The following is a 21,963-nucleotide window of genomic DNA, read 5'->3' as shown; positions in this document are numbered from 1 at the left end:
GTCCCCAGTCTCGCACCCGTCGTCCGTCGCGTTGGATGCGCTCGGTCGGGTTGGGCGGGGGGTGAATTGGGGCACTCGGCATGATGTGTCACGGAAGTAGGCCTACGCTTGCTTGCCGTGAGGCTTCTGTTCCGTGGTCGACGAGGAGAATTCGTGAGCGGACGTCTGCGGGGAGAGCGGCGAGCGTCGTCAGGCAATGGACGGACCACCTCGTGAGCCTGCTGGACGTCTATCCGGCCGGGGCTCCGGCGCCGCATCTGGTGGTTCGCAGCCACGTTGTGACGGATGTCTCGCCGACCCTGATGGACCACCTACCCACCGAAGGCGCGCTCGCCTGGGTACGACGTGGTGACGGCATCGTCGGTTGGGGGGTCGCCGCCCGGCTGGACGTTGCCGGGAGCAACCGTTTCACCGAGGCGCAGGCCTGGTGGAAGCGACTGACCTCGGCCGCCGTGATCCGGGACGACCTGGACGTACCGGGTTCCGGCCTGGTCTGCTTCGGTTCGTTCGGGTTCACCGACGAAGACCCGAGCGAGCTCGTCGTACCGGAAGTGATCGTCGGCCGTCGTGGCGGCACCACCTGGGTGACGACGATCTCGCCCGCCAGTTCGCTGGCCGCTCCCCCGTCGCTGGTCCGGCACGAGCCCGACCCGGTCGGCCCGATCGCCTTCGCCGACGGCGCCCGCTCCGGCGCCGCGTGGTCCGCGATCGTCGCCGACGCGGTCGGCCGCATCACCGGCGGTGACGTCGACAAGGTCGTCCTCGCGCGCGACCTGATCGCGATCGCCGACCAGCCGATCGACTTGCGCCGCCCCTTGCGCCGGCTCGCCGCGGCGTACCCGAACTGCTGGACGTTCGCCGTCGACGGCCTGATCGGCGCGACGCCCGAACTCCTGGTCCGCCGGGAGAAGGGCCTGATCACCTCGCGAGTACTCGCGGGCACCATCCGCCGTACGGGCGACGACGCGCACGACCTCGCCCTCGCGGCCTCACTCGCCCGGTCCAGCAAGGACCTGGAAGAGCACGAGTTCGCCGTACGCTCGGTGGCCGACGCCCTCGAACCGCACTGCCAGTCGATGAACGTGCCCGAGACGCCGTTCGTCCTGCACCTGCCGAACGTGATGCACCTCGCGTCGGACGTCGCCGGCGTCGCGGCGAATGGCGCATCCGCCCTCGGCCTCGCCGCCGCCCTGCACCCGTCCGCCGCGGTCTGCGGTACGCCGACCAACGTCGCGCGCGACCTGATCAGCGGCATCGAAGGCATGTCCCGCGGACGCTATGCCGGCCCGGTCGGCTGGCTGGACGCGAGCGGCGACGGCGAATGGGGTATCGCGCTGCGCTGCGGCCAAGCCGATCCGGAAGACCCGCGCCGAATGCGCCTGTTCGCCGGCTGCGGCATCGTCGCGGGCAGCGATCCCGCGGCCGAGTTGGCCGAGTCGAACGCCAAGCTGGTTCCGATGAGAGACGCGTTGGGAGACTGATCTCCGGTGAAACTCACGAAGTACACGCACGCCTGCGTCCGCCTCGAGAAGGACGGCAAGGTCCTGCTGGTCGACCCCGGCATCTGGACCGAACCCGAAGCCTTCGAGGGCGTGGACGGCATCCTGGTCACCCACGAACACCCCGACCACCTGGACGTCGCCCGCATCCTGCCGCTCGCCGTCCCGATCTGGACAAACGCCTCAGTCGCCTCGGTCCTCACGTCCGCCTCCGCTGACTCGGCCTCCTCCGCTGGCGTGGCCGGTCTAGCTGACCGGGTCACCGTCGTATCGGGTGGAGAGTCGTTCGAAGCGGCCGGATTCTCAATCGGTGCCTTCGGCAACGACCACGCGATCAGCCTTCCCGAGCTGGGCGTTCCCTGCCAGAACGTTGCCTACCTCATCGAAGACGCCGTCTACCACCCCGGCGACTCCTGGACCCGCCCCAACCGCGCCGTCCACACCAACCTCGTCCCCCTGGCCGCCCCCTGGCACACACTTCGGGACGCCATCGCCTACATCCGCGAGGTCAAAGCCGAACAAGCCATCGGCATCCACGACGCCGGCCTCTCCCAAATCGGCCTCACCCTGTCCACCACCATGCTGACCAACCACGGCCAAACCCCCTACACCCCCTTAACCCCCGGCACCACCACCCACCTCCCGTAACCCCCTCCCCCTCCTGCCGCCGCTTCCACTTCCGCTTCTTCTTCTGCGTTGATTCGTCTGCATCCGCTCGCCCCTTCTCTACGGCGGGTTCGAATGGTCACCGGCGTAGGCGGGCGGATTCGGACGAATCAACGCAACAAGTAGGGGGGAGGTACAGCGGGTTAGGTGAGGGCGTAGCGGGTGAAGGTGGTTATGGGGGTGTAGCCGATGGCGCGGTAGATCTTGTTGGAGGTGGGGTTGGAGAGGTCTGTTCGGAGGCAGACTTCGGGGAATTCCTCGCGCAATACCGCCGACACGTGAGCCGTTAGGGCGCTGGCGTAGCCGTGGTTTCGGTGTGCCGGCGGGGTGTAGATAGGACCGATACGCGTCGTGCCGAAGACCGGGATTTGGTGGCCGAGCATGCTGACCGGTTGGCCGTCGTACTGCCAGAGCCACATTTGGCCGGCGGCGATTCGGGCGAGGGTCCAGGCTTCAACGTCGTGTTCGCCGCGGCCGGCGCCCGGGATCGGTTCAGGTGCGGGTTCGGCTTCGAGGCGGTAGGCGTCCACCCATTCGGCGCACAGGCCGGCGTCTGCCTCGAAAGCCGGTCGGGCTGAGCCTTGCGCGTTCTGGGGCACCAGTTCGCCGAGGCGGTAGAGGCAGATTCCGTCGACCTCGCGTGGAGTGACCCCGCGCAGTTCGGCCCAGCGTTTGGCGAAGATCCGGGCGGTGTCGGCCATCCCCTCCAGCAAGACCGAATCCGGCCGGGACGTGGCGACGGCGTCCGCGGCTTCGACGGCCAGATGGGGCGCGAGGCCGCCCAGGTAGATGCCCTTGCGCGCAGTCCACAGGCAGGCACCGATCACGTCGTCGGTTGCTCCGTGCAACGAGAAGAAGTACGGGTCCGGTTCGTCGCCCTGGGCAACGGACAGCCGGTCCTGCACGGTTGCCAGGAGCACCGAATGCAAGACCGGATCCCTTTGCAGGAAGGCGAACACGGTGGTCTTGAACTCTTCGGCGTCGCGCGTGACTCGCACCGTCATGAGGGCACGCTAACCCGGTCAAGGGCTGGGGCGCCATGCCCGCAACCGCACGATCAGGTGAAAACGTAGTCCACGAAGTCCGCTACCGGCCGGTAGCCAAGAGCCGCGTAGATCTTGTTCGAGGTCGGATTCGCCAGGTCGGTATAGAGGCACGCGAGTGATCCCGCATCGACGATCACCCGGCTGACGACAGCGGTCAACGCACTCGCATACCCACGCCCGCGCCGCTCGTCCGGCGTATAAACCGGGCCGATCCGCGACGCCCCGAAAATCGGTTCCCGGAGCGACGCCATGCTGACGACCTCGCCCGCGTCCTCCCACAGCCAGAGCAGGCCACGCTGGACCTGAGTACGCGCCCAGCCGAGGCGTACCTCGTCGGCACCGACCGACAGCGCCACCTCGTCCTCGAAAGCGCCCGCCCATCGCGCGCACAAATCCAGCTCGCCCTCAACCGCCCGCCGGGCCGAACCGCTCGGCGCCGGCGGCTCAGCGAGTACGTCGAGCCGGTGCAGACGAGTCCCCCGGCCTTCGGCGTACGCCTTGCCGGTCAACGTGGACCAGGTCCCGGCGAAGGCGCGCGCCGCGTCCGCCGTACCGCTGACCTGAGGGGCATCCGGGCAGATCGCGGCGTACGTCGCGGCGACCTCCGGGGCGAGCGAGGCGTCGAGGCCGCCGAGGTGGATCCCGCGGCCGGCGGTTCGCATGGCAGCGCCGATGACCTGGCCGGCCGGGTCGTGGACGGAGACCAGCACGGGCGGTTCGTTCTCGCCAAGCATCGGACGGGCGGCCCGGTCGTGCACGTTTCCGAGCAGCACCGTGTTGAGGACAGGGTCCTGCTGGAGGAATCCGAAGACGATCTTCTCGAACTCCGCCGGGACCCGGGTCACCCTTACGCTCACATCGCCGCTCATGTCGACACGGTAGTGATCGCACCCGCCAGATGTCGCCGGAATAACCCGAGATAGCCGTTACCTCCGCCCCGGCCCATTCCGTCTACCCAGCAGAGGCACAACGAAGGGGAGACCGAATGAAGGCCCGAGATCAGGCCGAGTTCAGGGATTACGTGATCGCCCGGAAGGCAAGTCTGCTGCGTACGGCGTACCTGCTGTCGGGCGACTCGCACCGAGCCGAGGACCTGGTGTCCACCACCGTGATCAAGCTGTACGGCGCCTGGAAGTCGGCCCGCGACGCCACCCACACCGACGCGTACGTACGGCGGATCCTGGTCCGCGTCTTCCTGGACGAGAGACGTCGTCCGTGGCGACGCGAACACCCGACCGAGGTGCTGCCGGAACCGTTGACTCAGGCCGACGAGACACCGGTGCATAGAACGGACCTGCGTCGGTTGCTGGACCAGATGCCACCTCGGCAACGGGCGGTGCTGGTGCTCAGGTTCCTGGACGACCTGTCCGTCGACCAGACGGCCGGCGTTGTGCGTTGTTCGGAAGGCGCGGTGAAGACGTTGACGTCGCGTGCCCTCGACTCGATCCGGTGCCTACTCCCCGCCGGCGTGACCACCCGCACCGACTATGAGGAGGCGCTATGACCGAGAAGGCCGAAGTCCAGACCCTGTTCGCCGAACTGACCGACCACGACCCCTTGCTCGACATCGACGTCGACGCCCAGATCACCCGGGGAAAGCGCCGTGTCCACCGCCGTACCGCCGCGTTGGTCACCGCCGCGCTCGCCGTGCCGGCACTGGCGATCGGCGGTGTCCAGACCCTGCGCCAGACTGATACGCCCGTCGCCGTCGCCGAGCTTCCTGGTGTCCACATCGACACACCCACCCTGCCACCGACGGTGCCAGAACTGATGGAGGGTCCGGATGGACCGGGTACAGCCAAGACCCGGGCGCTCATGGCCGAGCTCATCCGGCTCACACCGGAATACGCCGAGGACCTCCGCAAGACGGGCTACGAGCAGAGTTGGTCCTTGGGCGATCCGGGCTGGCGGCCGACTCGCCATCTGTCGGTCGGAACACAGGTTGACGGCAAGCAGGTTCACCCCGAACTGAAAGTAAGCGTGGCCCACCGGCCGTCGGGCAGCCGTGCGCAGCCGATCTGCGACTCGTTGGCGGCACCGAACAAGTGCTCGGACATCCGCCGCCTCCCCGACGGCGCGATCGCCTTCCTCGACGTGGACGTCAACACGCTCGTTCAGAAGGTGACGACGATTGGCACCCGACTGGTCCACCCCGATGGCTTCGAGGTCAGCGTGTCCAGCATGAGTATCGGTGACACCCCTAACCCCCTGACTCTTGCGCGCACTCTGGAGATCGCCCGGGGAATCGCCACGACTCCCTAAGCTGGGCCCATGTCCACCACGCGGTTGTTGTTGCTCGGGGTTGTGCGGATCTTCCAGCCGGCGTACGGCTATCAGTTGCGCCGCGAGTTGCTCACCTGGAACGTCCAGGTCTGGGCGAACATCAACCCCGGTTCGATCTACTCCGGCCTTCGTACCCTTTCCAAGCACGGCTACCTGGCCGAGATCGAGACCACCGAAAGCGACCAGAAGCCCGGGCGTACGTCGTACAAGCTGACGGCCGACGGCGAGAGCGAGTACTTCATCCTGCTCCGCGAGGCGCTTTGGAACGTCTCGCCGTTCCGGCCGGACCGGATGCAGGCGGCGCTGAGCTTTCTCTGGTCCCTCCAGCGGGACGAGGTGATCGCGGGGCTCGAGGCCCGCATCGCGCAGCTGGAGCAGATGAACAAGCAGCAGCAATTCGCCGAGCGCGGTGTTCTGCAGGATCCGGCCACTCCGGACCACGTGGTCGAGATGCTGCGGATCACCGGCGCCCGCGACAGCGGTGAGCTGCAGTGGACGCGGGAGTTCGTTCAGCGGGTGCGCGACGGCGAATATTCGTTCGCGGGAGAGCCGCGAAAGTGGCAACCTCCTGCTGATCTCGTCACCCACTGGGGGCCTCGGAAGGCTCCGGCAGAGTGGACCGAGGACGATTAATCAACTTTGACTATTCAATGTTGACTAGTTCAAACTGGCCAGCATGATGATCGAAGCTCGCGGACTCGTCCGCACCTTCAAGACCAAGCGCGGCCCGGTCCAGGCCGTGCAGGGGGTAGACCTCGATGTGACCGACGGCGAGATCGTCGGTTTCCTCGGCCCGAACGGGGCCGGCAAGACCACCACCATGCGGATGCTGGCGACCCTGATCACGCCGACCAGCGGAACCGCCACCGTCGCGGGCTGTGACCTCGCGAAGGACCCGGTCGGCGTCCGCCGCCGGATCGGGTACGTGCCGCAGAGCGGCTCGACCCTGCCCGAGGCGATCGCCGGTGACGAGGTGGTCGACCACGCCCGGCTGTACGGGATGGACAAGAAGTCGGCGATGGCGGCCGGCCAGAAGCTGTTCGAGGAGCTCGATCTCGGCGGCCTGTGGAAACGCCAGTGCAAGACCCTGTCCGGTGGCCAGCGGCGCCGGCTCGACATCGTGATGGGCCTGGTGCACGAGCCCAAGCTGATCTTCCTCGACGAGCCGACCACCGGTCTCGACCCGCAGGCCCGGGCCAACCTGTGGGAGCACATCCGGCAGCTGCGCAAACGCGGAGCGACGATCTTCATCACCACCCATTACCTGGACGAGGCCGACGCCTTGTGCGACCGGATCCTGGTGATCGATCACGGCAAGATCGTTGCCTCCGGCACTCCGGAAGAGCTCAAGCAGCAGGTCTCCGGCGACGCCGTACGGCTCAGTCTGGCCGACGCCACGCAGGCGCCGGATGTGACCAAGATCGTCGAGGCGCTGGACGGTTCGACCGCCTTCGAGACCGAGCAGAACGTGGTCACCTTCCGGATCCCCAAGGGTGGTTCGGTTCTCCCCGGCCTGCTCCGCTCGATCGATGCCCAGGGCATCGAGTTGGACGGGGTCGAGGTGCACCGCCCGACCTTGGACGACGTCTTCCTGACCATGACCGGCCGCTCCCTGCGGGACGACTCCGGCAACACCGAAGAGACCGAGAAGGAGGCCGTCGCATGACCGTTCTCAAGGAGACCTGGATCGTCTTCAACCGGGCCATGCGACTGTCGCTGCGCAACCCGATGTGGTCGATCCTGATGCTGAGTCAGCCGCTGCTGTACCTGTTCCTGTTCGGCCCGCTGCTGGAGCCGATCACCGCGCAGATCAGCGACGGCGCCACCACGAACGCCTACCAGGTGTTCATTCCGGGCCTGATCGTGCAGCTCGGCATGTTCGGTGCGATGTTCGTCGGGTTCGGCCTGATCGCGGAGTACCGCGCCGGCGTGATCGAGGCCGACCGGGTCACCCCGGCGTCCCGGATCGCGCTGATGGCCGGCCGGGTGCTGCGCGATGTGGTCGTGCTGGTGGTCCAGTCGGTGCTGCTGTTGCTGGTCGCGATCCCGATGGGTCTGCGCGCTCCGATCGGCGGCGTGCTGCTGTCGCTGGTGATCGTCGCGCTGCTCGGCGCCACGTTCGCGTCGCTGTCGTACTCGGTCGCGCTGATCACCAAGAGCGAGGACGCCCTGGCGCCGCTGCTGAACGGGATCGCGATGCCGTTGCTGCTGCTGTCCGGCATCCTGCTGCCGATGTCGATCGGCCCGACCTGGCTGCAGCGGCTGTCCGACATCAGCCCGCTGAAGCACGTCGTGACCGGCGTCCGCGCGCTGTTCCGGGGCGACATCTCCAGCTCCGCCTCGCTGTGGGGCCTGTTCTGGGTAGTCCTGCTGACCGCCATCGGCCTCGCCGTCGGCGCCCGCACCTTCCGCAAGGAATCCGCCTGACCTAGCGGCACGTGACTGCACTTTGCATTCATTCGTCGCAATCCGCCCTCAGCCGCCGACCTCCTGTGCGGGTCCGCTGAGCTGAGCGAGGGCGGATTGCGACGAATGAATGCAAAGTGCAGTTCACCCGGGGGTCGCTCGGGCGGGTTAACGTCCGGGCGGTGAGGGTGTCGGCGTGGGCCAGAGGGGTCGCTGGGGCGTGTCTGGTGGCGCTCGGCGGGTTGGTGACGTCGGTGGTGCCGGGGTCTTCGGTGCTGGCGGACTTCCCGCTGCGGGACAGCCTTGGCGGGCGGATGACCGGGCTGGCGATCGTCGTGGCCGGGCTCGGGTTGATGGTCTGGGCCTGGTTGACCATCGGCCGCGAGGTGCTGACCGGCCGCTGGCGGGATGACTTGGTGCGCTACGCGATGGCCTGGTCCGTGCCGCTGCTGTTCATCCCGCCGTTGTTCAGCCGGGATGCCTGGTCGTACGCCGCACAGGGCGCGCTTGTTGCCGAGGGCCACAATCCGTACGAGGTCGGGCCCGGGGTGCTGGCCGGCCCGATTCTCGAGGCCGTCGACCCGATGTGGTGGTGGACGCCCGCGCCCTACGGGCCGTTGCCGTTGGCGTACGGCGGGATCGCGGCCGACCTGACGATGGACCCGTACCTGCTGATGCTCGCGCACCGGGCGTTGGCCGTGCTCGGGTTCTTCCTGATCGCGTACTCGATCCCCCGATTGGCGCGGGCCTGCCGGGTCGATCCCGTGTTCGCGACCTGGCTTGTCGTGGCGAACCCGATGCTGATCACGCACGGCATCGGCGCCGCCCACAACGACGTACTGATGCTCGGGATCGGGTGTTACGCGCTCACGGTCGCGCTGGACGGCAAATGGGGTACGGCGGCGGTGCTGGCCGGCGCGGCCGCGGCCGTCAAACTCCCGGGCGGTCTGGTGGTGATCGGCATCGCGGCCGTGATGAGCCCGTTGGCCGGCCGGGTTCGCACCAGGCTCGCCAGCCTCGCGATCGCCGGGGCTGTCGCCGTACTCACGCTCGTGACGATCGGCGAGCTGGTCCGGGTCGGTTCCGGTTGGCTCGGCGCTCTCGACGTACCAGGGCTGGTGAAGTCGCCCCTATCGATCGCGAACCTCATCGGCCTCGGCACGTCCGGCGTACTCGACTGGTTCGGCGCGAAGACGGCCGCCCAGCAGGCGCTCGACCTCATCCGGGTGCTCGGCATTCTCGGCGCGCTCGGCCTGATCGCCGTACTCGGGCTGCGTTCGTCGATCCACCAGTCCTCCCGGGCGATCGGCTTCGCGCTGCTGGCGGTCGTGCTGCTCGGGCCGACCGCGCATGACTGGTATTTCCTCTGGTGCCTGCCGTTCCTGGCCGTCGCCCGCCCGGGCCGCCGGATGACGACGGCCCTCGTCGGCGCGAGCGTGATCCTCACCGTGGCGGCACCACTGAACTCGTCCTTGCGAGGTGCCGTGGTGCCGATCATCGTCACCACCTCGCTTGTCCTGATGGTGCTGGGTGCGTTGGTCGGCCGAATCCGCACGCTCCATCCGGAACCGGTTATCCCAGCGCCTCTCCAACCGCAGCCGTGATCGCCGCCTGCAAGTCGCGATGACCTGACCGATCGACGCGGACCTCGATCACGTCGATGCCCTCGACCGTGCCCTCGACCGCGGCGCGCAGGTCCTCACGCGTCTTCGCGAGTCGGTACGGCGTTTGCGTGGCGCCGCAAAGTGCCTCGAGGGAGACGGCGTGCGGGGTGCCGAAGACGCGCTCGAAGTGCTCGGCATGTTCGCCCGCGCCTTGTTCCAGGGTGGAGAAGATGCCGCCGCCGTTGTCGTTGAGTACGACGATGCGCAGGTCGGGCCGAGGCTCGTCGGGACCGATGACCAGGCCGTTCGCGTCGTGCAGGAAGGCCAGATCGCCAAGCAGCGCGTACGTCGGTCCGGCGTTCGCGAGGGCGGCGCCGACGGCCGTGGACAGCGTGCCGTCGATCCCGGCCAAGCCACGGTTCGCGACCGTCCGGATCGGGACCACTGGGGAGAGGTCGAGATCGCGTATGGCGTTCGACGAACCCACCACCAGCATGCCGTCGGCACCGATCGCCTCGGCCATCGTGGCGGCGATGACGGGTCCGGGAAGACCGTCGAGTTTGCCGAGCACGGGTTGGACCAGAGCGTCGGCGGCTTGCCATTTTTCGAGCCAGGCCGGGTCGTCCGGGCCGGTCACCTCCAGCGCGGGAGCGACCAACGAGGCACGTCGTGCGGCATCGGGCCAGCGCCCGGTCGGCGCGACCACGATGACCTCGATCCCGGGTGTCGCGAGCAACTTCGAGACCGGCCGTGACAGGGTCGGGTGGCCGAACACCAGTACCCGCTCGATCTCGCCCGCGAGCGGTGACGAGGCGAGCAAGAGGCGGTACGTCGAGATCACCGACGGGCCGATCCGCGACCGGCTCGACGGCTCCGCGAACAACGGCCAGTTCCCCGCCTCGGCAGCCAGGCGAGCCGATTGCGAAGCGCCGTCCCCCGCGATGACCACGGTCTTCGGCCCGGGCGACACGGCCGAGGGCGAGACCGCTCCCGGATGCACTGTCGTCCAGGCCGCCGTACGGCCGTCGAGCGGTTCGGGCCAGTCGTCCACGCCATCCGGCACCAGCGGTTCCGCGAAGGCGCAGTTGAGCTGGATCGGCCCCGGGTCCGCCGTACGGGCGCCGACTGCGACCGACACGGCCCGCGAGACGACCGAACGCCAGTACGCGACCTGGCCGAGCTGCTTGGACGGCGTACCCATTTCGTGGAACAGCCGGACCGTGTCGCCGAAGATCTTGAGCTGGTCGGTCGTCTGGTTCGCGCCGCTCCCCCGCAGTTCGGGCGGGCGGTCGGCGCTCAGCACGAGCAGGGGCAACCCGCTGTGCGAGGCCTCCAGCACGGCCGGATGGAGGTTCGCGACCGCCGTACCCGAGGTGGTCACCACCGGGACCGGCAGACCCGACCCGCGGATCAGGCCGATCGCGAGAAAGCCCGCGGTCCGCTCGTCGATGCGCACGTGCAACCGGAGCAGCCCGGCGCGGTCGGCCTCGGCCAGCGCCAGTGCCAGCGGCGCGCTGCGCGATCCGGGCGCGAGCACGACCTCCCGCACGCCATTGCGGATCAGCTCGTCGACCACCACGGTCGCGAACGCCGTCGACGGATTCATCGATCACTCCTCAGTAGGGCGTTGACCCGGTCGTACCGGGCCTGCCATCGCTCGGTCGTCGCTTGGTCCGCTTGTGCTCTTGGGGTGACCGGTCTCGTCACCGGCAGCATGCCATCGACGGGCAGCAGTGGCTCGGGCACCACGTCGGCGGTGAACATCGAGACCGTCGCCAGGCCGCAGGCATACGGCAATTCCGGCAGGGCCGCGGCTAGCGCGACACCGGCGGCGATTCCGATCGACGTCTCGAGTGCGGACGACACCACGACCGGCAGGCCGATCTGTTCCGCGATGTCGAGACAGGCCCGGACTCCGCCGATCGGCTGGACCTTCAGTACGGCGATGTCGGCCGCCTCCAAATCCCTTACCCGCAAGGGGTCTTCGGCGTTTCTTATCGACTCGTCGGCCGCTACCAACACGTCCGTACGACGCCGGACCAGCGCCAGGTCTTCCACTGAGGCGCAGGGCTGTTCGACGTACTCCAGGTCGAAGCGGCCGAGCTCCTTCAGCGCGCCGATGGCCTCGCCCACCGACCAGGCGCCGTTCGCGTCGATCCGCACGCGTCCGCTCGGGCCGATCGCGTCGCGCACCGCCTCGACCCGGGCCAGGTCGTCCGCCAGCGTCTGGCCGGGCTCGGCGACCTTGACCTTGGCGGTGCCGCAGCCCGAGGCCCGGACGATCGCGGCGGCCTTCTCGGGACCGATGGCCGGCACCGTGCAGTTCACCGGTACGGCGTCTCGCACCGGCGCGGGCCAGCCGTCGTACGCCGCCTCGCGGGCCGCCCGCAACCAGGCCACGCAGGTGGCGTCGTCGTAGTCGAGGAACGGGCTCCACTCGGCCCAGCCGGCCGGGCCTTCGAACAGCATTCCCTCGCGCACGGTGATACCGCGGAACTTGTTGCGCAAGGCAATCGAATAGACCTTCATCGTGCCAGCTCCCGCAGTCGTTGCCGATCAACCTTGCCCGAGGCAAGCATCGGGAGTTCGTCCAGGTGGATCAATTCGCGTGGCGCCCAGGTGCGCGGCAGTTCGGCCGAGACATGGTCGCGGAGTTCGTCGAGGGTGGCGGTGCCGATGACGAAGGCAACGACCCGGCTGCCCCATTCCTGGTCGTCTACGCCGAGCACGACCGCGTCGGCCACCAGCTCATGGGTGAGGAGGCGTTGCTGAACCGAGGGCAGTACGACGTTCACGCCACCCGAGATCACCACGTCGTCGATCCGGCCAAGGATTTCCAGTCGACCGTCTTCCTTTATGCGGCCACGGTCTTGCGTACGGAAACCCTTGTCCTGCAAGGCTTCCGCGGTGAGCATGGGCTCGAGCCGATAGCCGTCGAACAAGGTCGGCCCCCCGAGCACCACCCGGTCGTTGTCCAGCGCAACGGTAACCCCGTCGAGCGGCCGACCGTCGTACACGCAGCCGCCGCCGGTCTCGGTCATGCCGTACGTCGTCACGACGTTCACGTGAGCGTCGTGCGCACGTTGCTTGAGGTCAGCCGAGGTGGCGGCCGCGCCGACCAGGATCGCGTCGAACGACCTCAACGCCTCGACGTCCGTCTCCAGCAGTCTCGCGAGCTGCGTCGGCACCATCGACGTGTAGCGCCTCTCGCCGGTCATCGCTTTCGCACCATCGCCGAAATCTTCGGCCATCACGGGGTTGATCCCGGCGAGCAGCGAGCGCGTCAGCACCTGCAGGCCGCCGACGAAGTAGGCCGGCATCACCAGCAGCCACTGGCCCGGACCACCCAACCGCGCGTGGGTCGCCTCTGCGGACGCCACCAGCGCCGTACGGGACAGCAGCACGCCTTTCGGTTCGCCGGACGAGCCTGACGTCGGCAGCATCACCACGCCGGACTCAAGCGGTACGTCGACCCGGGCGACGCGTCGTACCCGCTCGGCCAGGGCCGGATCGGCCGGCAGCGGGGCGAACGGGTCGCCGGAACCGTCGAGCACACCACGCAGCGCGGACAGCACGCCGGGCGGTGAGCCGGGGATCAACCGAAGGGTGGTCATCGCTCAAGAGCGTACGACTGACAGAATCCGGCCATGGCCACCCCTGCCCAGTGGATCGAAGGCGCCCGGCCGCGGACGCTGCCCGCCGCCATCGCGCCCGTACTCGTCGGAACGGGCGCCGCGGCGTACCTGGACGCGTTTGTCTGGTGGAAGGCGCTGCTCGCGCTCGGAGTGGCCCTCGCCCTCCAGATCGGCGTGAACTACGCGAACGACTACTCCGACGGCATCCGCGGTACCGACGAGGTCCGGGTCGGGCCGTTGCGTCTGGTCGGCTCGAAAGTCGCGACGCCGCAGCAGGTCAAGACGGCCGCCTTCGTGGCTCTCGGCATCGGTGCGGCCCTCGGCGTGGTGCTCAGTCTCACGTCGTCACCGTGGCTTCTGGTAGTCGGAGCGGCGTCACTGCTCGCTGCGTGGTTCTACACCGGCGGCAAATCGCCGTACGGCTATCGGGCCCTTGGCGAGATCAGCGTGTTCCTGTTCTTCGGGCTCGTCGCAGTGCTCGGTACGACGTACGCCCAGGCAGAGACGCTGCATTGGACTGCCGTGGCTGGAGCCGTCGGAGTGGGCGCTATCGCCTGTGCCCTGCTTGTCGCGAATAACCTCCGGGACATCCCGACAGACACTGCGACGGGCAAGAGGACCTTGGCGGTCGTACTGGGGGCTGCGCGCTCTCGGCAGCTCTACGCGGCCCTGATCCTGCTGGCGTTCATCCTGGCCGTCCTGTGCGCCCTGGCCAGCTTGTGGGCACTCCTCGCGCTGCTGGCACTTCCCCTCGCCGTACGGTCACTGAAGGTGATCCTCAGCGACGCGGTCGGCCCGGCGCTCATCCCGGTACTGCGCATTACCGGCCTGACCGAGCTGGTTTACGCGGCAGGACTCGCTGCGGGGTTGACGATCGGTCACTAATGACGAAGATGTACTAACCTGCATTGGTGCCCTGGAGAGATTCTCGTATGCGCAAGCTCATCGCCATCATCGCTGCGGCCGTCGTCACTCTCGCCTTCGCAGGTGTGACTCCCGCCCAGGCGTACTTGTACACCCGCAACGGGTACACGTTCGCCGACACCAGCTACCGCTACAACGTGCCCGGTTCGTACTTCAAGACCACCAGTCGCTACGACGCCGCCAAGGGCTATCTGTACGTCGGCCTGACCGGCTACGACCAGACCTGTGACCGCTACCAGGCCGCCGTCCGTATCCGCGGCTGGGACGTGCAGACCGCCAGGTGGCGCTACCACAACATCCTCTGGGTCTCGAACCCGTGCAAAGGCCAGGGCTCCGGCACCATCGCCATCCCCGTCCGAGCCCTCGGCGTCGACGCCATCGTCGTAGCCGACGGCCTCCGCGACCTGACCTTCGGCCGCAACAACGTCCGAATCTGGTACCGCTAACCACTCGCGTTACTGCCGCGAGTAGTCACATCTGCCGCCTGTAGGTTGTCTGCGGTGAGCTTTCGGGAGGCGCAGGGCCTCGCGCCAATGACCGATGGGGCGCGCCTTCGCTGGTGGGCAGTGGGTGACACAGCTCGGATGCCTCCCGTGGTGATGCTGCATGGAGGCCCGGGCCTACCGGACTATCTTGGCGACGTCGCCAAGATGGTCGAGGATCTCGCACCCGTCTACCGCTACGACCAGCGTGGCACGGGCCAGTCGCCGTGGCAGGGCCGTCATACCAGCTCGCGGCATGTTTCGGACCTCGCTGAGCTGCTCGACCTGTGGGAGGCCCCTACGGCCGTGCTGATCGGACACTCCTACGGCACAGACCTGGCCTGCCGGTTCTGTCTGACCCACCCGGACAGGGTGGCCGCAATGTTGTTGACGGCCGGGCCGTTTGTCGGTGACTGGCGCGCCGGGGACCGCTTGGAACGCAGCCGCCGCATGTCTGCGTTACAGCAGAACCGGTACCGCGAGTTGGATGAGCTGCGGCACCGCACAGAGGACCAGGAACTCGAGTGGCTCACGCTGGGCTGGTTCACCGACCATGCCGATCCCGAACGCGGTTGGCACTGGGCCGCGAAGGCTGCCCGGCAACGCAGACCAATCAACTACACAATGAATAGTGAACTGGGTAATGAACGACGTTCAGATCCGCTCGATCTGCACCTTGATGAGCTAAGCGCGCGCCTGCCTCCGCAAATCGAGATCCTAGGCAGCGCTGATGACCCTCGCCCTCTGTCAGCACTTGAATCACTGGCGGTCCGGCTCGACGTTCGGCTGACACGGATCGATGGCGCCGGACACGAACCATGGCTCGAGCAGCCCGACGTCGTACGCGCCCACGTTCGGAGATTTGTGCGCGAGAGCCTCCAGCTAGGCGAGACCCCGTCTGAGCGCCGGCGCAGCTGACGTCAGGCGATGGGTTCGCGCCAGCGGCCGGAGACGGAGAAGCGCTCGAGGGTGTCGAGGTAGGGGGCGATGTCGATGCCGCGGGAGCGGAGCCAGGCGTCGTCGTAGTAGCTGTCGGTATAGCGCTCGCCGCCGTCGCAGAGCAGCGTGACGATGCTGCCGGTCGCACCCGTGCGGCGCATCTCGGCCGCGAGGCGGAGCGCTCCCCACATGTTCGTGCCGGTGGAGCCGCCGACGTGCCGGCCGGTCACCCGGCTGGTGAAGCGCATCGCGGCGATCGAGGCCGCGTCCGGCACGGTGATCATCTTGTCCACCACGCCGAGGATGAACGACGGCTCCACCCGCGGGCGGCCGATGCCCTCGATCTGGGACGGGCGGCCGGTCGCGAAGTCGGGATCACCGGTCTCGAAGGCCGGGAAGAAGGCCGAGTTCTCCGGGTCGACCACGGCCACGTTCGTACTGTGCCGCTGGTAGCGGACGTAGCGCCCGATCGTGGCCGACGTACCTCCCGTGCCGGCGCCGACGACGATCCACGCCGGGACCGGGTGCCGCTCGAGGCTCAGCTGCTCGAAGATCGACTCGGCGATGTTGTTGTTACCGCGCCAGTCGGTGGCGCGCTCGGCGTACGTGAACTGGTCCATGTAGTGGCCGCCGGTCTCCTCGGCGAGCCGCTTGGCCTCGCCGTAGATCTGGCCGGACCGCTCCACGAAGTGGCACCGGCCACCGTGGAACTCGATCAGCTCGACCTTCTCCTTGCTGGTCGAGGCCGGCATCACCGCGATGAAGGGCAGCTCCAGCAGGCGGGCGAAGTACGCCTCGCTGACCGCGGTGGAGCCGCTCGACGCCTCGATCACGGTGGTGCCCTCGCGGATCCAGCCGTTGCAGAGGGCGTAGAGGAACAGCGACCGGGCCAGCCGGTGCTTCAGCGAGCCGGTCGGATGCACCGACTCGTCCTTCAGATAGACGTCGATGTCCACGCCGGGCGGCATCGGGAAGACGTGCAGGTGGGTGTCGGCGCTGCGGTTGGCGTCCGCCTCGACCCGCCGGATCGCCTCCGACACCCAGGCCCGGTCAGCGTCGCTGCGCCGGTCCACCTCCCGGCATCGAGCCGCCGACTGCCCCCGTTCGAATACCTCACTCATGGGGTCAGGCTAGTGCCCATTGCCGGTTGTTGCAGGTCGTAGTGTTGGCGGCGGTGGACCAACGGCGGCCTAAAGTGCCGCTACCGACTCTAGGGGGACTACCCAGATGACCGAGAACGCCGAGCGCCCGACCAGGCCCCGGGTGACGCTGACCGACATCAGCTCGCGTGCGTGGGAGCACCCGGCCGACCGTGGTGCGCTGGTGGCGCTGCGGCAGCTGAAGGGCTTCGACTACATCCTGCGCAAGATGTCCGGCCTGATCAACGAACGGGCCTTCCGGCTGCAGTTCCTCGGCTCGGCGATCCGGGTGGACGAGCGCCAGTTCCCGCGCATCCACACCCTCTACACCGAGGCCGGTACGACGCTGGACGTGCGCGAGCTGCCCGAGCTGTACGTGACCAACAGCCCGCTCTGGAACGCGGTCACGATCGGGATGGACCGGCCGTTCATCGTGGTCAACAGCGCCCTGATCAAGGGGCTGGACGAGGAGGAGCTGCGCTTCGTCCTGGCCCACGAGCTCGGGCACGCCCAGAGCGGCCACGCCCTGTACCAGTCGCTGCTGTTCTGGTTGATGCGCCTGACCGGTGCGGTGAACTGGATGCCGATCGGCGCACTCGGCCTGCGCGCGATCATCGCCGCCCTGCACGAGTGGTCCCGGAAGGCGGAGCTCTCGGGCGACCGCGCCGGCCTCCTCGCCGTACAGGACCCGGCCGTCGCACTGCGCGTCCAGATGAAGCTCGCCAGTGGCGGCCAGCTGGAGGAGCTCGACACCACCGCGTTCCTCGCTCAGGGCACGGAGTACGAGGGCGCGGGCGATCTTCGCGACAGCGTGCTCAAGCTGCTGCTGCTCGAGGCCCAGACGCATCCGCTCGCGGTGATCCGGGCGCACGAGCTGCGCCGCTGGGTGGACGAGGGCGAGTACACGGCGATCGTCTCGGGCAACTACCCCAAGCGCCAGGACGACAACGACGCCTCGATGTCCCAGGAGGCGAAGAACGCGGCGAAGTCGTACACCGACGCCTTCAACCGCTCCCAGGACCCGCTGGCCAAGCTCATGCGCGATCTGAACGAAGGCCTCGGCGGCGTAAAGGACTGGGTCTCCTCCAAATTCACGCCGCCACGCAACTAAAATTGCACCGACCCGAATTCGCGAGCGCTTTTACCAAGGTGTGAAGCAAGTTCCGGAACCGGTGGCGGGTTGACGTGGAACCGCTCCCATCGCACGATTCTGCTGCGACCTCCCCTGTTCCGGTCGCATCCGCCCCGGTCGAGTTTTGCGCGCCCGAAAGAAGGTAAAGGCATTTCGGCTGCCTTTCCCTCGGCATGCGTCGGTGAATTCCCTCCGCCCCTGTTCACCGACGCATGCCGATTTCTCGAGGCCAGGTCGACCGGAATCACATCCGGAGGCAATCGTGTTCAGTTTTCGATCTCGCATAACGGCCGCCTTTGCGCTCGCCACGCTCGGCCTGGTCAGCGCCATCGTGGCGCCGGCCGGCAGCCAAGCCGCGCCGACGGCCATCGGTGGCAGCTTCGTGGACAACTTCGACGGCTACAACACCGGTCGATGGCACAAGGCTGACGGCTGGAGCAACGGCGGCATGTTCAACGCGGGCTGGCGCGCCGACCACGTCTGGTTCAGCGGTGGTGTCGCGGGCCTCAACCTGGACAACGCGTCCTGCCCGAGCGGCTGTTCGGGCAAGCCGTACGCCTCTGGTGAGCTCCGCACCAACAACCACTACAGCTACGGGCGCTTCGAGGTGCGCATGCGAGCGGTGAAGGCCTCCGGCACGGTGACCGGCTTCTTCACCTACACCGGACCGAGCGACGGCCAGCCCTGGGACGAGATCGACATCGAGATCCTGGGCAAGAACACCACCCAAATGCAGACCAACTACTTCACCAACGGCGTCGGCGGCCACGAGAAGATCATCAACCTGGGCTTCGACGCCTCGGCCGGGTACCACAACTACGCGATCGAGTGGTGGAATCGCGGCACGATCAACTGGTTCGTCGACGGCCGGCTCGTCCACCAGGAGAACGGCTCACGCGGCCCACTGCCGACCCACCCACAACGCCTCATGCTGAACCTCTGGCCCGGCACCGGCGTCGACGGCTGGCTCGGCCCGTTCACCTATCCCGGCAGGACACTGACCGCCACCTTCGACTCCGCCCGATACACGGCGTACTGAGGGGGCGCGGCTCGACCGCGACAAAGGTCTCGCCGTCCGCAACTTGCCGTCGTAACCTCGAACTGAGGTGGTGAGGTCGATGGAGTGGGTCGCGTTGCTCTTCCTGTTCCTGCTCTTGTGCGCGCTGCTCAACCTGGTGCTGCCGCAGCCGCCGCCGTCGCGCTGGCGCCGGGGTCTGCACGCGGCGGCAGAGCGTGTTGCCGGACGGCTTCGCCGGCGCTCGGCGCCCGAGCCCGATCCGTTCGAGACGTTGCAGTTGCAGACCAGGCTCGGTCAGCTCGCCGGAAAGATCCGCCGGGTCGAGGCGACGCCCCACGTCTACGCGAAAGCGCATCGCTTGATGGCCCTCGAGGCCGCGTACGACGACCTACTCGACGAGGCCTGCCGACTGGCTGGCGTACCCCCGGAGGCCGACCTCCAGCGAGGCGAGGAAAGGCGCTGGCTCGAGGAGCAAAACCTAGCCTCCCGCGGCTGGTCCTGGTGACCCTGAGTTCCGCTCGACCGAAGAGACGCTTCTTCTTGCCGCGAGTGGTCGCGTCTGGTCCGCGATGCCGTCGGCAAGCGGGCCGCCGCGTGGTTCAGATGTGACCACTCGCGGCAAGAAGGAAAGAAAACCTGGGCCGGAAGTGCAGCGGGACCCGGTCTGCCCCCAGACCGAGTCCCGCTTTTTTCTTCCTCCCGCCCGGAGGAAGCCTTTGGTCAGCCCACGTGGACTGAGGTCTTGCCGTCGTTGGCGAGCTCCTGGTGCTTGACCGCGAGGCCGAACAGGACGACTGCCGCCGACCCCAACATGATCGCAGCCGAGACCAAAAAGGCCCGAGTGAACCCGTAGGTAGTGGCAATTCCAGTGAACTGCAGTTCCAGCTGCTTCAGCTTCTCCGGCGTGGCACCGTCAGCGGCGGCCTGCTGGAGTTGCGGGCCGAACTCGCCCATCTTGTCCTTGATGGCGGTGGTCGAGACCGTGCCGAGCGTTGCCAGGCCGATCGCGCCACCGATCTGCTGAACGGTGTTCAGTACGGCGGATCCGACGCCCGAGTCCTCGTCGGCCACACCGTGGACGGCCGTCAGGGTGAGCGGGACGAAGATGAAGCCCATACCCATCGACAGCAGCAGGATGAACGGCAGCAGGTCGGTCAGGTAGGTCGAGTCGATCTCGAGCCGGCTGAAGCCGAACATACCGACCGCGGCCAGACCGGCACCGAAACCGGAGAGCCAGCGCGGATCCATCCGGGCGATCAGCACCGAACTGATCTGGGCGGCGACCACGATGCCGAAGCTGAACGGCAAGAACGCGAAACCGGTCTTCAGCGCGGAGTATCCAAGGATGGCCTGGATGAAGATGCCCAGGAAGTAGAACATCGAGAATATCGCCGCACCGACGGCCAGCATCACGAGGAAGCTGACACCACGGGTGCGGTTGGCCAGGATCCGGAACGGCATCAGCGCGTGCTTCGAGTTGGCCTCGATCAGCAGGAAGATCGCGAGCATCACGAGACCGGCGGCGATGAAGAACACGGTCCAGAAGTCACTCCAACCCGACTCGGCCGCGTGCGTCAGGCCGTAAACCAGTGAGGTCAGACCCAGCGTGCCGAAGATCGCGCCAGGGATGTCGAACTTGCCGGTCTGCCGCGGTGACTCGACCAGATACCTCACGGCGAGCACGGCCACGACCAGGCCGATCGGGGTGTTGATGAAGAAGGTCCAGCGCCAGCTCGCCTCGGTCAGCGCACCACCGAGGATCAGGCCGACGGCCGCACCCGCGCCGGACATCGCGGCGTACACGGCCATCGCGCGGTTGCGCTCCTTGCCGGCCGGGAAGGTCGTAGTGATCAGGGCCAGCGCGTTCGGCGCGGCGGCCGCCGCGCCGACACCCTGCAGGACGCGGCTGATCAGCAGCACGCTCTCGCTCTCGGCGATACCACCGATGAACGAAGCGGCGCCGAACAGCACGACGCCGAACATGAAGACCTTCCGGCGGCCGACGATGTCGCCGATGCGGCCGCCGAGCAGTAGCAGGCCACCGAAGGCGAGCGCGTAGGCGTTGACGACCCACGGCAGGGTCGCGTTGGAGAAGCCGAGGTCCTTCTGGAGGTGCGGCAGGGCGATGTTCACGATCGTGCCGTCCAGCACGACCATCAGCTGCGCCATGCTGATCAGCGCGAGCGCGATACCGAGGTTGCGCGGGGCGGGTCCGTTACCGGTGCCCGTGCCGTCCTGCACCCCGGACCGCTCCGGCACTGGAGCCGTGGCGGTGTTCTCAGACATGCTGATAGTTCCCCTCACTTACGTACTGAATGGATTGGTCTCGCCCGCCGGCCCCTCAGCCGGGTCAGGACTCCCGCGACCCCCGCGCCGCGGGCAGAATCAAGTTGTCGATGACCCGGTGGATCATCGCGTCGTCCGGCTTCCGGTTGAGCACGAACGACTGGTGCACCATCACCGCGGGCAGCGCCGTCGCCAGTAGTTCGACGTCGACGTCCGCCCCGATCTCGCCACGAGCGACCGCCCGCGCGTAGATCTCGTTCACCAGAGCGATCCGCGGTGCCAGGAAGATCCGCTCGAACGCCTGCTGCAGGTCGGCGTCCCGGTGCAGCGCCGTCACCAGCGCCGCCATCACCGACATCGGTACGTCGTCGGTGAACCCCCCTTCGCCGCAGGACATCGCGAGCAGGTCGCCGCGCAGCGTTCCGGTGTCGGCCGATCTCGGCTGACACCCCTTCGCCCGGCTGACCGCGTCCACGACCAGCTCGGCCTTGGTCGTCCAGCGCCGGTACAGCGTCGCCTTACTGGCCTTCGCCGCACTGGCCACCGCGTCCATCGTGAGCCGGTCGTATCCGAGCTCGCTCAGCACCATCACGGTCGCCTCGAGGATCTCGTCCTCGCGATCTCCTTCGACCCTGGGCCGCTGGCGCGTGATGTGGCTGGACTCGCTGGTGATGGTCATGGCTCCCTTAAGACACGCCCGCGACCGGCTTTGTGACATCACCATGGCTTGGTGACACTCCGTGTTCGACTGATCGCAGTAGTACGAAACTGTTTCGTACCATGTCGCAACGATACGAGCTTTTTCCGCCTAACGGCAAACGGTTTACCAAACCTGCCAAGTGAATAGAATCACAAGCCATCACCCCAAGTCACGGGATTTTCCGAAGCCTCACCCAAGGCGCTC

22 protein-coding genes are annotated in these 21,963 nt (G+C 67.6%); 14 read left to right on the top strand and 8 right to left on the bottom strand.

Features of this window, described 5'->3' with window-relative positions:
* Positions 1-212 precede the first annotated feature (212 nt).
* Both OG394_RS31200 and OG394_RS31195 read left to right on the top strand, forming a co-directional pair.
* Positions 213-1,481 (top strand): isochorismate synthase, encoded by a 1,269-nt coding sequence (locus OG394_RS31200; RefSeq protein WP_328990745.1) that lies wholly within the window; start codon positions 213-215, stop codon positions 1,479-1,481.
* Between the two features lie 6 nt (positions 1,482-1,487).
* Positions 1,488-2,147: an MBL fold metallo-hydrolase gene (locus tag OG394_RS31195; protein ID WP_328990744.1), complete on the top strand. Its 660-nt coding sequence runs from the start codon at positions 1,488-1,490 to the stop codon at positions 2,145-2,147.
* 161 nt (positions 2,148-2,308) lie between these two features.
* Here the strand turns inward: OG394_RS31195 and OG394_RS31190 are convergent, their stop codons facing one another.
* Together OG394_RS31190 and OG394_RS31185 are read right to left on the bottom strand one after the other, a co-directional pair.
* Positions 2,309-3,169 (bottom strand): GNAT family N-acetyltransferase, encoded by an 861-nt coding sequence (locus OG394_RS31190; protein ID WP_328990743.1) that lies wholly within the window; start codon positions 3,167-3,169, stop codon positions 2,309-2,311.
* Positions 3,170-3,222: 53 nt separating this feature from the next.
* Positions 3,223-4,080: a GNAT family N-acetyltransferase gene (locus OG394_RS31185; protein WP_328990742.1), complete on the bottom strand. Its 858-nt coding sequence runs from the start codon at positions 4,078-4,080 to the stop codon at positions 3,223-3,225.
* A 116-nt stretch (positions 4,081-4,196) separates the two neighbouring features.
* On the opposite strand from OG394_RS31185, the gene OG394_RS31180 reads away from it, so the two are divergent.
* The 6 genes from OG394_RS31180 to mptB all read left to right on the top strand — a co-directional run bounded on the left by OG394_RS31180 (position 4,197) and on the right by mptB (position 9,504).
* The gene (locus OG394_RS31180; RefSeq protein ID WP_328990741.1) at positions 4,197-4,715 is read left to right on the top strand and encodes a SigE family RNA polymerase sigma factor; all 519 of its coding nucleotides are present in this window, start codon (positions 4,197-4,199) and stop codon (positions 4,713-4,715) included.
* The gene (locus OG394_RS31175; RefSeq protein ID WP_328990740.1) at positions 4,712-5,473 is read left to right on the top strand and encodes a hypothetical protein; all 762 of its coding nucleotides are present in this window, start codon (positions 4,712-4,714) and stop codon (positions 5,471-5,473) included. The genes OG394_RS31180 and OG394_RS31175 overlap by 4 nt, the downstream gene beginning before the upstream one ends.
* Before the next feature lie 9 nt (positions 5,474-5,482).
* The gene (locus OG394_RS31170; RefSeq protein WP_328990739.1) at positions 5,483-6,127 is read left to right on the top strand and encodes a PadR family transcriptional regulator; all 645 of its coding nucleotides are present in this window, start codon (positions 5,483-5,485) and stop codon (positions 6,125-6,127) included.
* A 43-nt stretch (positions 6,128-6,170) separates the two neighbouring features.
* Positions 6,171-7,160: an ABC transporter ATP-binding protein gene (locus OG394_RS31165; protein WP_328990738.1), complete on the top strand. Its 990-nt coding sequence runs from the start codon at positions 6,171-6,173 to the stop codon at positions 7,158-7,160.
* Positions 7,157-7,921, top strand: coding sequence for an ABC transporter permease (locus OG394_RS31160; RefSeq protein WP_328990737.1), 765 nt, complete (start codon positions 7,157-7,159; stop codon positions 7,919-7,921). Before OG394_RS31165 ends, OG394_RS31160 begins: the two co-directional genes overlap by 4 nt.
* Before the next feature lie 161 nt (positions 7,922-8,082).
* Positions 8,083-9,504: a polyprenol phosphomannose-dependent alpha 1,6 mannosyltransferase MptB gene (gene mptB, locus OG394_RS31155; RefSeq protein ID WP_328990736.1), complete on the top strand. Its 1,422-nt coding sequence runs from the start codon at positions 8,083-8,085 to the stop codon at positions 9,502-9,504.
* Here mptB and menD read toward each other — a convergent pair.
* From menD to menE, 3 genes are read right to left on the bottom strand one after another with little or no spacing between them, the layout of a single operon-like run.
* A complete protein-coding gene (gene menD / locus OG394_RS31150; protein WP_328990735.1) occupies positions 9,473-11,110 on the bottom strand; it encodes a 2-succinyl-5-enolpyruvyl-6-hydroxy-3-cyclohexene-1-carboxylic-acid synthase in 1,638 nt (545 codons plus the stop codon). The genes mptB and menD overlap by 32 nt on opposite strands.
* Positions 11,107-12,033, bottom strand: coding sequence for an o-succinylbenzoate synthase (locus OG394_RS31145; RefSeq protein WP_328990734.1), 927 nt, complete (start codon positions 12,031-12,033; stop codon positions 11,107-11,109). The genes menD and OG394_RS31145 overlap by 4 nt, the downstream gene beginning before the upstream one ends.
* On the bottom strand, positions 12,030-13,118 hold the full coding sequence (gene menE / locus OG394_RS31140; RefSeq protein WP_328990733.1) for an o-succinylbenzoate--CoA ligase: 1,089 nt from the start codon (positions 13,116-13,118) through the stop codon (positions 12,030-12,032). The genes OG394_RS31145 and menE overlap by 4 nt, the downstream gene beginning before the upstream one ends.
* 33 nt (positions 13,119-13,151) lie before the next feature.
* Between menE and OG394_RS31135 the strand changes: the two genes are divergently transcribed.
* From OG394_RS31135 to OG394_RS31125, 3 genes are read left to right on the top strand one after another with little or no spacing between them, the layout of a single operon-like run.
* Entirely contained in the window at positions 13,152-14,024 is an 873-nt protein-coding gene (locus OG394_RS31135) for a 1,4-dihydroxy-2-naphthoate polyprenyltransferase (protein WP_328990732.1), read from the top strand.
* A 47-nt stretch (positions 14,025-14,071) separates the two neighbouring features.
* On the top strand, positions 14,072-14,509 hold the full coding sequence (locus OG394_RS31130) for a hypothetical protein (RefSeq protein WP_328990731.1): 438 nt from the start codon (positions 14,072-14,074) through the stop codon (positions 14,507-14,509).
* 54 nt (positions 14,510-14,563) lie between these two features.
* Positions 14,564-15,463, top strand: a complete 900-nt coding sequence (locus tag OG394_RS31125; RefSeq protein ID WP_328990730.1) for an alpha/beta fold hydrolase — start codon at positions 14,564-14,566, stop codon at positions 15,461-15,463.
* 2 nt (positions 15,464-15,465) lie between these two features.
* Here the strand turns inward: OG394_RS31125 and OG394_RS31120 are convergent, their stop codons facing one another.
* Positions 15,466-16,605 carry a PLP-dependent cysteine synthase family protein gene (locus OG394_RS31120; protein WP_328990729.1) on the bottom strand — a complete coding sequence of 380 codons (1,140 nt, stop codon included), beginning with the start codon at positions 16,603-16,605 and terminating at the stop codon, positions 15,466-15,468.
* Positions 16,606-16,711: 106 nt separating this feature from the next.
* Between OG394_RS31120 and OG394_RS31115 the strand changes: the two genes are divergently transcribed.
* The 3 genes from OG394_RS31115 (at position 16,712) to OG394_RS31105 (ending at position 19,278) form a co-directional block, all read left to right on the top strand.
* On the top strand, positions 16,712-17,734 hold the full coding sequence (locus tag OG394_RS31115) for a M48 family metallopeptidase (protein WP_328990728.1): 1,023 nt from the start codon (positions 16,712-16,714) through the stop codon (positions 17,732-17,734).
* A gap of 283 nt (positions 17,735-18,017) precedes the next feature.
* Positions 18,018-18,794 carry a beta-glucanase gene (bglS, locus tag OG394_RS31110; protein ID WP_328990727.1) on the top strand — a complete coding sequence of 259 codons (777 nt, stop codon included), beginning with the start codon at positions 18,018-18,020 and terminating at the stop codon, positions 18,792-18,794.
* Between the two features lie 79 nt (positions 18,795-18,873).
* Complete coding sequence (locus tag OG394_RS31105; protein ID WP_328990726.1) at positions 18,874-19,278, top strand: hypothetical protein; 405 nt, start codon at positions 18,874-18,876, stop codon at positions 19,276-19,278.
* 215 nt (positions 19,279-19,493) lie between these two features.
* Here the strand turns inward: OG394_RS31105 and OG394_RS31100 are convergent, their stop codons facing one another.
* Together OG394_RS31100 and OG394_RS31095 are read right to left on the bottom strand one after the other, a co-directional pair.
* Positions 19,494-21,059, bottom strand: coding sequence for an MFS transporter (locus OG394_RS31100; protein WP_328990725.1), 1,566 nt, complete (start codon positions 21,057-21,059; stop codon positions 19,494-19,496).
* Between the two features lie 64 nt (positions 21,060-21,123).
* Positions 21,124-21,738: a TetR/AcrR family transcriptional regulator gene (locus OG394_RS31095; protein WP_328990724.1), complete on the bottom strand. Its 615-nt coding sequence runs from the start codon at positions 21,736-21,738 to the stop codon at positions 21,124-21,126.
* Between the last annotated feature and the right edge of the window lie 225 nt (positions 21,739-21,963).

Origin of the sequence: Kribbella sp. NBC_01245 (assembly GCF_036226525.1) — a bacterium.
Classification (GTDB): domain Bacteria; phylum Actinomycetota; class Actinomycetes; order Propionibacteriales; family Kribbellaceae; genus Kribbella.
The sequence above is the reverse complement of the archived record's forward strand: the minus strand, read 5'-3'. Positions and strand labels throughout refer to the sequence as shown.

Coding starts and splice junctions, on each gene's coding strand:
- OG394_RS31190 (WP_328990743.1), bottom strand. CDS start 3,169: ATGACGGTGCGAGTCACGCGCGACGCCGAAGAGTTCAAGACCACCGTG.
- OG394_RS31185 (WP_328990742.1), bottom strand. CDS start 4,080: ATGAGCGGCGATGTGAGCGTAAGGGTGACCCGGGTCCCGGCGGAGTTC.
- OG394_RS31180 (WP_328990741.1), top strand. CDS start 4,197: ATGAAGGCCCGAGATCAGGCCGAGTTCAGGGATTACGTGATCGCCCGG.
- OG394_RS31175 (WP_328990740.1), top strand. CDS start 4,712: ATGACCGAGAAGGCCGAAGTCCAGACCCTGTTCGCCGAACTGACCGAC.
- OG394_RS31170 (WP_328990739.1), top strand. CDS start 5,483: ATGTCCACCACGCGGTTGTTGTTGCTCGGGGTTGTGCGGATCTTCCAG.
- OG394_RS31165 (WP_328990738.1), top strand. CDS start 6,171: ATGATGATCGAAGCTCGCGGACTCGTCCGCACCTTCAAGACCAAGCGC.
- OG394_RS31160 (WP_328990737.1), top strand. CDS start 7,157: ATGACCGTTCTCAAGGAGACCTGGATCGTCTTCAACCGGGCCATGCGA.
- menD (WP_328990735.1), bottom strand. CDS start 11,110: ATGAATCCGTCGACGGCGTTCGCGACCGTGGTGGTCGACGAGCTGATC.
- OG394_RS31145 (WP_328990734.1), bottom strand. CDS start 12,033: ATGAAGGTCTATTCGATTGCCTTGCGCAACAAGTTCCGCGGTATCACC.
- menE (WP_328990733.1), bottom strand. CDS start 13,118: ATGACCACCCTTCGGTTGATCCCCGGCTCACCGCCCGGCGTGCTGTCC.
- OG394_RS31135 (WP_328990732.1), top strand. CDS start 13,152: ATGGCCACCCCTGCCCAGTGGATCGAAGGCGCCCGGCCGCGGACGCTG.
- OG394_RS31130 (WP_328990731.1), top strand. CDS start 14,072: ATGCGCAAGCTCATCGCCATCATCGCTGCGGCCGTCGTCACTCTCGCC.
- OG394_RS31120 (WP_328990729.1), bottom strand. CDS start 16,605: ATGAGTGAGGTATTCGAACGGGGGCAGTCGGCGGCTCGATGCCGGGAG.
- OG394_RS31115 (WP_328990728.1), top strand. CDS start 16,712: ATGACCGAGAACGCCGAGCGCCCGACCAGGCCCCGGGTGACGCTGACC.
- OG394_RS31105 (WP_328990726.1), top strand. CDS start 18,874: ATGGAGTGGGTCGCGTTGCTCTTCCTGTTCCTGCTCTTGTGCGCGCTG.
- OG394_RS31100 (WP_328990725.1), bottom strand. CDS start 21,059: ATGTCTGAGAACACCGCCACGGCTCCAGTGCCGGAGCGGTCCGGGGTG.
- OG394_RS31095 (WP_328990724.1), bottom strand. CDS start 21,738: ATGACCATCACCAGCGAGTCCAGCCACATCACGCGCCAGCGGCCCAGG.